The sequence below is a fragment of the Paenarthrobacter sp. CM16 genome (assembly GCF_013179505.1).
Lineage (GTDB): Bacteria > Actinomycetota > Actinomycetes > Actinomycetales > Micrococcaceae > Arthrobacter.
In genome coordinates, this window is sequence record NZ_JABMCX010000205.1 from 1 (window position 1) to 8,704 (window position 8,704).

Genomic DNA, 8,704 nt, shown 5'->3' on the forward strand with positions numbered 1-8,704 from the left:
CAACGGAGCGCTGCCCCACAGCTTGTAGTTTTCGCGCGGCGAGAGCTGGACCAGTGTCAGGACCTGCGGCACAACGTTGCCTTCGCCCTGGGTCAGGGCAAAGACCGTACGGGGCCACTCACGTTTGGTGCTGATGACGCTGCTCTGGAGCTTCGTGGCGCGGACGGGCATACGTGCTTCGTATGCCGATACAGCGGTGCGGATCTTGTAGTTCTGCGTGCGGATCTGCAGTTCCATCTTGTCTACGCGCGGAGCCAGCTTGGCGGCGTCCTTGGCAGCGTCAGCGGCATCAACCGTGCTGGCAACCTGTTCGAGGATCCGTTGCAGCTGGGATTCCAGGAGGACTGGAGTGCCGCCGTCGCCTTCGGCAGGTGCCGCGGCAGAGGAGGTGGGGGTTGCCTCCGGCGTCGTGGTTGCGTGGGCGGCGACAGCCGTGCCGCCTACCATCACCGCTGCCAGGGCAGCAGCAAGGGCGGTAACCCGGAGCGCTGGACCCTCGGTTTCCGAACCACGACTACGACCGGCGTCACCGGACGTTGACTGGACCGGCAGCGTAGTGGTCTCTCCGCCATCACCGGGCTCGTCGTCCTTCTCATCCTTGCGGCGGTTGGACAGGGCCTTGGCAATGAACGGCAGGGCTGCCCCCACCAGGATGATGATGATACCCAGAACAATCAGCGGCACGGCCCAAGGGGTGGTGGCGTTGTTCGGGAAAGTCATGGAAATCGACGACGGCGCAGGCTGGGTTCCGTCTGCAGCTACCAGCAGGGACCACTCACCATCAGCAGGAGGATTCCAGGTGTAGTCCAGCTCGCCGCTGGCGTCTTCGGTGCTGACCCACAGATCCGATCCCGCAGGGGAAGGTGCTGTCGCTTCGCCGTCCACTGAGGATGCTTCAAGGGACTTCTGGTCAGCCGACACGCCCGTCAGCGTAGTGTGGGCGGTCTCACCCACCCAGGCTTCGACGTCGTCCGGGCGCCCGGTGGCGACCATGAAGTTGCCTTCACCTTGGATCTTGATCTTCACGGGCCCGTCATGCAGGGCAATCAACTTTTGGTCGATCACCGTCAGCGGGGCTGCTTTGGTATCGCTGGGAACCGAGGCGGTAACGGTCTCGGAGGGGGCCCAGAAAGTCAGCTGGCCAATGCCGGCCAGCATCGTCAGCAGGCCCAGCAGCACCAGCAAGGCTGCAGTCTTCAAACGCACAGGATCACCTATCATCAGCGGTCGTTGAACTTCAAGGGTAACCGTTTTGTTATCAGAGAGTCAGATCGGGGTGATCCGGCCGACATCCCGAAAAGCCCGCCACCGTGCCGCTGCAGCGCGATTCCGCGCTCCTGATAGTGTGGCGATGATCATGATATCCGGGCCTCTGAGCGCCTGAATCAGCCCCTTACCACTAGTGAAAAGGCAGCAAAACCGCGTGAAAGACCACTTGGAGCCCCGTTCCTCCGATGAGCCCGGGTCAAGTGCGGTGGACGCTCCCTCCGACGGAACCGCCGCAACGGTTCCGGTCCGCACCGGACGCCTCGCCGCCTTGGGCCGCCGGTTAAGGCAGCCCATCCCCGGAGCCCGCACTCGCGTCCGTTTCGAAATGCCCCCGGAAGACGACACCGAGGACGGCCGTGGAGGCTTCCGCCCGGAAGACGATCACGGCTTCGGAGCCCCGGGTCCGCGGATGTCATCCCAACACCCGCTATATGTCGGGTTCATGGGGACAGCAGGGGTCGGTATTGCTCTGGCAGTGTTCTACATTGCCAGCAACACCACCCAACTCATCCTATGGATCGTTGCCGCCCTCTTCATTGCCCTGGGACTTGACCCGGTGGTCCGCTGGCTCGAATCCAGGCGGGTACCGCGGCCGGCGGGCATCCTGATCTCCGTTTCCGCCCTCGTCCTGGCGGTGGCCGGGTTCTTCGCCACCCTGATTCCCACCATCGTCGAACAGGTATCGGAAATCGTGCGCCAGGCCCCGGAATGGATCCGCGGCTTCCTCGACTCGGACTTTTTCCGCAACGCCGACAGCCAATTCGGTGTCCGCGACCGCATTACTACGGAACTGGATAAGTTCGTCAAGGATCCCGAGGCCATGGGCGGCATCTTCGGTGGCGTAGTGGGTTTCGGCTCCACGGTTGCCAACGGCCTGTTCGGCTCCCTGATTGTGCTGGTCCTCAGCCTCTACTTCCTGGCGGCGCTTCCGTCCATGAAGAAATGGGCGTACCGCCTCGCTCCGCGGTCACGCCGCCCACGGGTTGAAGCCTTGTCCGAGGCCATCACCGATTCCGTGGGCAACTACGTGATCGGCCAGGCCTGCGTTGCCCTCCTGAATGCGATCTTCGCTTTCATTGTCATGACCATCCTGGGCATCCCGTTCAGTGTCCTGCTTGCCTTCGTAGTGGCCCTGCTGGCGTTCATTCCGCTGGTGGGCGGCATGATTGCCGCAGTGGTGGTCATCCTGGTCTCGCTCACCGCGGGGTGGCAGACCGCAGTGGTCTACGCGATTGCCTACTTCGCCTACCTCCAGTTCGAGGCATACTTCATCTCCCCGCGCATCATGCAGCGCGCTGTGGCCGTCCCGGGAGCCGTAGCCGTGATTTCGGTGATCGCCGGCGGCAGCCTGCTCGGTGTTCTGGGCGCCCTGATCGCCATTCCTACGGCAGCGGCCATCATGCTGCTGATCAAGGAAGTCTTCATCATCCGCCAGGACCGGCACTGACAGCGTCCCCTGCCGGGTTCCAGCAGAGGTAATGCCCCCTAACCTCGAGGTTAGGGGGCATTACCTTTGACACTATCCCTGGCCTGGACGTTTGCAACCGAACTAGGCGTTTGCCACTGATCCCGCCCACTCGCGGGGCAGGCCGTCAACGCCGGCACCGGCGCGAGTGACGTCGTCGACGATTTCATTCAGAACACGGGTGGCGTACTTCTCCCCCACCCAGAGGTGCTTGGCGCCGTCGACGCCGACCAACCGGGCCTGCGGTACCAAGCTGAACCGCCGGGCTGCTTCGACCGGCTGCAGGTAATCGTCATGTTCCGGAACCAGCACCGTGAGCGGTTTTCCGGACTCGGCCCACTCCTTGAGGTGGACATCCGTTGCCCGGTGCAAGGGCGGTGAGAGCAATACGGCGCCTTCGATCTCCGAAGCTACCGGCTCCACAGCTCCGTACATCAAGGCAAGTTCGGTCCCGAAAGACCACCCGACGAGCCAGCGGTTCGGCAACCCCCGCTCCACGGCAAACCGCACTGCCGCCTCTACGTCGTAACGCTCCCCGATGCCTTCCTCGAACTCACCATCGCTGGTCCCGCGAGGGGACTGGGTGCCGCGGGTGTTGAACCTCAGCACTGCCACTCCGGCCAGCGCCGGGAGCCGGTAGGAGGCCTTCCGGTAGACGTGGGAATCCATGAATCCGCCGTGCGTCGGCAGCGGATGGAGGGTGATCAGCGTCGCGGTGACCTCTCCCGATTCCGGCAGCGCCAACTCGCCCAGCAACACCTTGCCGTCCTCAGTGGTGAACTCCACATTCTCGCGGCGGGCGGGAAGGACCGTGGATGCGCGGATCTCCGAGGGGGCAGCCTGCGGGGTAAACACGAACGAGGCGGGGTCGAAAGTCATGGTTCCCAGCCTAGCGAATCAGCGGTAGCGGTACGTCCTGCCGGTCCAGCAGTTGGTGTGCCAGTGCCTGCGTTCGGCCAGCCCTGCGGCCTGCCCAAAGAGGTGGCTGTCAGACCACACCACCAAATGCGCGATGCCCGGGACGATTGCTGTGGAACAGCCCGGGCAAATGTACTGCTTCTCCGCTTTTTTGGCCGTCATGGTCCTGACCATCCAGTCGCCATCAGGGGCGCTCTCACGCCTGGCAATGCCGCCCCTCGCCCTTTCAAGGTCGAGCTCGGGCGTCGGCTCGGCCCACTTGCCCCCGGCGTTGCCGGAGCGTGCGCTGGACGCGTTGCGACGAGGTCGGTTGGAGCGGGGCATGCTTCCATTCTGCCCCAGCCACCGTGTTGTAGATGGTGAGACGGTAATGTGGGGCGGGTGCGACTCGTCATAGCCCGTTGTTCTGTTGATTACGTTGGCCGCCTCAAGGCCCATCTTCCCCTCGCCACCCGGCTGCTGCTGGTCAAGGCCGATGGCTCGGTGCTGGTGCATTCGGACGGCGGCTCCTACAAGCCGCTGAACTGGATGAGCCCTCCAGCCACACTCCGGGTAACTACTCCGGAGGAGACGGAGGTGGAAGAAGGCGTAGTGGAACAGTGGACCGTTCAATCGGCCAAGACCGATGACCGCCTGATCATCAACATCTACGAGCAACTGCACGACACCTCACACGAGCTCGGCACCGACCCCGGACTGATCAAGGACGGCGTGGAAGCCGATCTCCAGCGTCTCCTGGCGGAGCAGATCGAGACTTTGGGAACCGGGTACTCCCTCATCCGGCGCGAATACTTCACGGCCATCGGTCCAGTGGATATTCTGGCCAGGGACGCCAACGGCGCAACGGTGGCTGTTGAGTTGAAGCGGCGCGGTGACATTGACGGCGTCGAACAGCTCACGAGGTACCTCGAGCTGCTCAACCGCGATCCCCTGCTGGCACCTGTTCGCGGGATCTTCGCCGCGCAACAGATCAAACCCCAGGCCAAGGTCCTGGCCAACGATCGCGGGATCGCCTGCGTGACGCTCGATTATGACGCCATGCGGGGCGTGGATGACAGCGAGTCCCGGCTCTTCTAGCATCTTCCCGGGGCGCATGTGCCGCAGGCCACTAGAATCGAGATCATGACTGCCGCAGATCGTTTGCCCACATCTTCCGCGCCAAGCCACCAGATCATCAAAGGCACCATAGTCAGCGACGGCGAGGTGGTGGAGGACGGCCTTGTTGCCATCGAAGGGGACAGGATCGCCTACGCCGGACCGGCGGACGGCTTTGATCCGGCAGCTTATGAAGGGTTTCAGAGTGCCATCCGGCTGGGGGTACCCAGCGGCAGCTACCTTATTCCAGGCTTGGTGGACGTTCACTGCCACGGCGGAAACGGCGGGGATTTCCCTGGCGGAGAAGAGGCTTCCGCCCGCAAAGCCGTCGATTTCCTGCACCGCTCCGGCACCACGACGTTCCTTGCCAGCATGGTAACCGCGCCCCCCGAAGACCTCCTCCGCGGCATCCAGCTCTATGTCAAACTGGCCGATGAGGGCCTCGTGGCCGGTATCCACCTCGAAGGCCCGTTCCTCTCACACGCCCGCTGCGGCGCCCAGAATCCCGACTACTTGCTGGAACCGGACCTGGACCTCATGGAAGAACTGGTCGGGGCAGCCGCCGGCAAGCTGGCCACCATGACATACGCTCCCGAGCTCCCGGGCGCCGCTGCTTTGGTGGACCTGATGACCTCACACGGAGTCACACCCTCCCTTGGCCACACGGATTGCGACGACGCCACGGCGGCGGCCTCGCTTGCCGCGGCCCGCGAGGGACTGGAATCAGCAGGGTTCGACGGCGTCAGCTCACTTCCCACCGTGACGCACCTCTTCAACGGGATGCCTCCCATGCACCACCGCGCACCGGGCCCCGTTGCAGCGTGCCTTCGGATGGCACAGGAAGGAAAGGCCGTGGTGGAACTCATCGCCGACGGCACGCACCTGGCACCGAGCACTGTCGCCACGGTCTTCCAATTGGTGGGAGCCACCAACATTGTCCTGGTGACTGATTCCATGGCCGCTGCCGGCCTTTCCGATGGCAGCTACATGCTGGGCCCCTCCCCCGTCACGGTCAGCGACGGAGTAGCCACGTTGGATGCGACAGGATCCATTGCCGGAGGCACCGCCACCCTCCTGGAGGTTGTCCGCAAAACGGTAGGCGCCGGCGTCGCACTTCCTGATGCCGTTTGTTCGGCTACTGCTGTGCCGGCCGCTGTCCTGGGCCTTTCGGATGAAATAGGCGGCCTCCGCCGCGGCCTTCGCGCAGACATCGTTGTTACCAACGCAGACCTTGAACTGACGGGCGTGATGCGCAACGGCTTGTGGCTGTCAGAAAGCTAATTGAAAGCACCCGCGTTACCTTCTTTTTACCGAAAATTTTCCCGAATTGCCCAAAAGACCGTTGACCTCCGGCAGGCCACATGAAAGTGTTGTAGCAGTCTTTGTGTAGGTGGTTTTCATGCTCGCAAGACGAGTTGCGAGCGTGAAGCTCCTGCGAAACCAACCGGGCCCGCCCGGACGGAATCCAAGGTCTTCTCGCGGAGTAACAAAGCCGGTACGAGGTGTATCGGACTGATGTTCCACAATGAGGAGAAATACATGGCACTGGGAACCGTCAAGTGGTTCAACGCTGAAAAGGGCTTCGGCTTCATCACCCCGGATGACTCGGATGGGGACGTTTTTGTTCACTACTCCGAGATCCAGACCGGCGGCTTCAAGACCCTCGATGAGAACCAGCGCGTTCAGTTCGAGATCGGTCAGGGCGCCAAGGGCCCCCAGGCAACCGGCGTTACCGTCGTCTAGCCTTACCCGTCGAATTCTGCTTGTTGCAGATTCAACAAACACGTTGGCCCCGGCTTTCATGCCGGGGTCGCCGTGTTTAAGGCAGGTAATCCCGGATATTTCGACAACCCCTGTTACTAACCAAGAAGAAAGCCCAAATCCTGGTTCTGAATGGACGTCGCTATTCAGCCAACCAGGGTTCTGAGCAGTCGCGCGGAATGCCGCACGGACAATCCCGGAAGATAGGCCCGGGTGAGTGCCCGGCCCATTGCAGGAAGGTGCAGCGGGTCTTGGTAATACATGTACAAGGTTCGGTATTCGGGTTGGAAACGCGACTTAAAGGAAGCCAGCGACCTAAATCCATAAACAGGTTCCAGCGCTTGCCCTACAGCATCCAGAATTCCCGCCAAGCCCTCTGCCCGCTGCTCGATTTCGCCCTTATCCCGGGCCAGGGGTGAACCGGATAGGGAGATGACCTCAACGGAGCTGCGGAGGTGCAGGACAGCTGAGGCAATCAGAAACTCCATGACGCCCGGGAAGGCATCACCCCGCCGCCTCATGAAGTCCAGCGTCCAACTCACAACGCGGCCTTCCTCATAAACGGGCAACCAACTGGTGACCCCATAGACAAAGCCCGCCTGGTCCACCGCGACGCAGCACAGGACGTCGTCGTCCTTCAGTTCGTCAAGGCCGCCCAACGTGAAGCCCATTTCAGGAATCTTTTTCTGCGCTGCCCACTCCTCCGAGACTTCCGTGATCTGGGAGCGAACACCGTGTGCGAGTTCGGAATAGCGGCCCCAGTTGGCTGTTATGCCGAGTTTCCCGGCACGGTTCAGCGATGTCCTGACGTTCTGCCACTCCTTGCCCCTGAACTCCAGGTCCCTGATACGCAAGCGCGTTTCCTGGGCAACAGCCACCCTGCGGAAACCCCTTGCACGGAGCATGGGCCATAACTCATCCGTGCAGGAGTAGAAACAAGGTATCAACGCCTGCTGCGCACAGTAATCGAGGAAACCCCCGGCCGTCGCAAGATGGTGGGAGGCGGACCCTATGGGGCCACCAAGGGTCAAGGCCACGTGGCCATGTTGCTGGTACGCCACTCCCCCGCTGCCGTCCGCGCTGAACCAGTACTTGTTCGGTTCCCACAGAGCCATCCAGGACAGTGAATCACCCCCGGACTTGACCAGGGTGCGGGCTTTCTCGCGGGATTGGTGATCGAGCCCTCCGGAATGGTGTCCACGGATCAGCAGTACCCAGACGCCCACCAAGGCCACCAGCCAGAAGACCGTGCCGGAGTAGGAGAAAAGGAACACCTCCAAAAAGTCCCGTTCGGCGAAGACCTTACGGTAAACACCCGGAAGCGGCACCGGGAGATACTGCCTGGCCAGTTCAGCAGCCAAACCCAGCAAGCCGCCGTCGCGGTCCATTCCACCGGAGGCCAACCACACCAGTGTGTAGGCAAGACCGAGCCCCGCCCCTGTCAGGCCCACCAGCCAAAAGATCCTTCGCCGCAAACGGTCCGAAGTCACCACCCGGAAGTGCCCCCGGTAAACAAAGAGGAGTACAGCCAGTACCAGCGGGACCAGGACCAGCGGTATGAGATGCGCCACGGCCGAGTTCAACATGGGCACATGCGGACGTCCCTGGAATGTGGGCATTCCGGCAAAGAGGCCAAGATAGATCCCCGACAACGCCACAACCACCAGTTGAACGCCGATCGCGATGCCCAGTGCCAGCCTGCGTCCACGCCTCATGCCGTCGGCACAAATCAGGAGTAGAACTACAGGCACCACAGCCAAAGCCAAACCGAATGGCCCTGTATAGGCTTGTCGGCCCACCTCCAAGCAGGCAACATCAATGGTTCCCCCGCAGGTGCTTTCCAACTGGCTCAGCGTGGGCAAAGGGTTAAGGATGACATCGCGCAGCAAAGCCAAGGGACCGGAAGGACTCTTGGCCGCGGCTGTCACAATGGGTCCCACAGCGAAAATCGCCATCGTCAGGGCCAGGAGGTTCCGCACCTCCCTGCTCGTGGACCGGTGGAGATGGAGATGCCCCTGGCTGCTTTGCATCCACCACCCGGCCGCCAAGCCGATCAGCGCACCCAGGAAACCCACCACGGTCTCGGCATGCCCAACGTAAAGCACCAGGAGCAACGAAGCAGAAAGTGCTACCGTTCGGAGTCGCCGTTGCCACAGCGTAGGAAGCAGCGCACTGGCCGCCAGCGCCGTTGCCAAA

The 8,704-nt window shown here is 62.4% G+C and carries 8 protein-coding genes; 4 read left to right on the forward strand and 4 right to left on the reverse strand.

Annotated elements, in window-relative coordinates; all coding sequences use genetic code 11:
* Nucleotides 1-1,221: hypothetical protein (locus tag HP499_RS16730; RefSeq protein WP_172325345.1), on the reverse strand; the 1,221-nt coding region annotated here is incomplete at its 3' end.
* A 202-nt stretch (nt 1,222-1,423) separates the two neighbouring features.
* On the opposite strand from HP499_RS16730, the gene HP499_RS16735 reads away from it, so the two are divergent.
* Nucleotides 1,424-2,716 carry an AI-2E family transporter gene (locus HP499_RS16735; protein ID WP_172325346.1) on the forward strand — a complete coding sequence of 431 codons (1,293 nt, stop codon included), beginning with the start codon at nt 1,424-1,426 and terminating at the stop codon, nt 2,714-2,716.
* 102 nt (nt 2,717-2,818) lie between these two features.
* On the opposite strand, the gene HP499_RS16740 is transcribed toward HP499_RS16735, so the two are convergent.
* Nucleotides 2,819-3,613, reverse strand: coding sequence for an alpha/beta hydrolase (locus HP499_RS16740; protein WP_172325347.1), 795 nt, complete (start codon nt 3,611-3,613; stop codon nt 2,819-2,821).
* Between the two features lie 18 nt (nt 3,614-3,631).
* Nucleotides 3,632-3,976, reverse strand: a complete 345-nt coding sequence (locus HP499_RS16745; protein WP_172325348.1) for an ATP/GTP-binding protein — start codon at nt 3,974-3,976, stop codon at nt 3,632-3,634.
* 57 nt (nt 3,977-4,033) lie between these two features.
* On the opposite strand from HP499_RS16745, the gene nucS reads away from it, so the two are divergent.
* The 3 genes from nucS to HP499_RS16760 all read left to right on the forward strand — a co-directional run bounded on the left by nucS (nt 4,034) and on the right by HP499_RS16760 (nt 6,490).
* Nucleotides 4,034-4,729: an endonuclease NucS gene (gene nucS / locus HP499_RS16750; protein ID WP_172325349.1), complete on the forward strand. Its 696-nt coding sequence runs from the start codon at nt 4,034-4,036 to the stop codon at nt 4,727-4,729.
* A gap of 45 nt (nt 4,730-4,774) precedes the next feature.
* Nucleotides 4,775-6,028, forward strand: coding sequence for an N-acetylglucosamine-6-phosphate deacetylase (nagA, locus tag HP499_RS16755; protein ID WP_172325350.1), 1,254 nt, complete (start codon nt 4,775-4,777; stop codon nt 6,026-6,028).
* 258 nt (nt 6,029-6,286) lie between these two features.
* Nucleotides 6,287-6,490 (forward strand): cold-shock protein, encoded by a 204-nt coding sequence (locus HP499_RS16760; RefSeq protein WP_018776337.1) that lies wholly within the window; start codon nt 6,287-6,289, stop codon nt 6,488-6,490.
* 164 nt (nt 6,491-6,654) lie between these two features.
* Here the strand turns inward: HP499_RS16760 and HP499_RS16765 are convergent.
* Nucleotides 6,655-8,704 (reverse strand): bifunctional lysylphosphatidylglycerol flippase/synthetase MprF (locus HP499_RS16765; protein WP_172325351.1); only part of this gene is annotated, 2,050 nt, incomplete at its 5' end.

Coding starts and splice junctions, on each gene's coding strand:
- HP499_RS16740 (WP_172325347.1), bottom strand. CDS start 3,613: ATGACTTTCGACCCCGCCTCGTTCGTGTTTACCCCGCAGGCTGCCCCC.
- HP499_RS16745 (WP_172325348.1), bottom strand. CDS start 3,976: ATGCCCCGCTCCAACCGACCTCGTCGCAACGCGTCCAGCGCACGCTCC.
- nagA (WP_172325350.1), top strand. CDS start 4,775: ATGACTGCCGCAGATCGTTTGCCCACATCTTCCGCGCCAAGCCACCAG.
- HP499_RS16760 (WP_018776337.1), top strand. CDS start 6,287: ATGGCACTGGGAACCGTCAAGTGGTTCAACGCTGAAAAGGGCTTCGGC.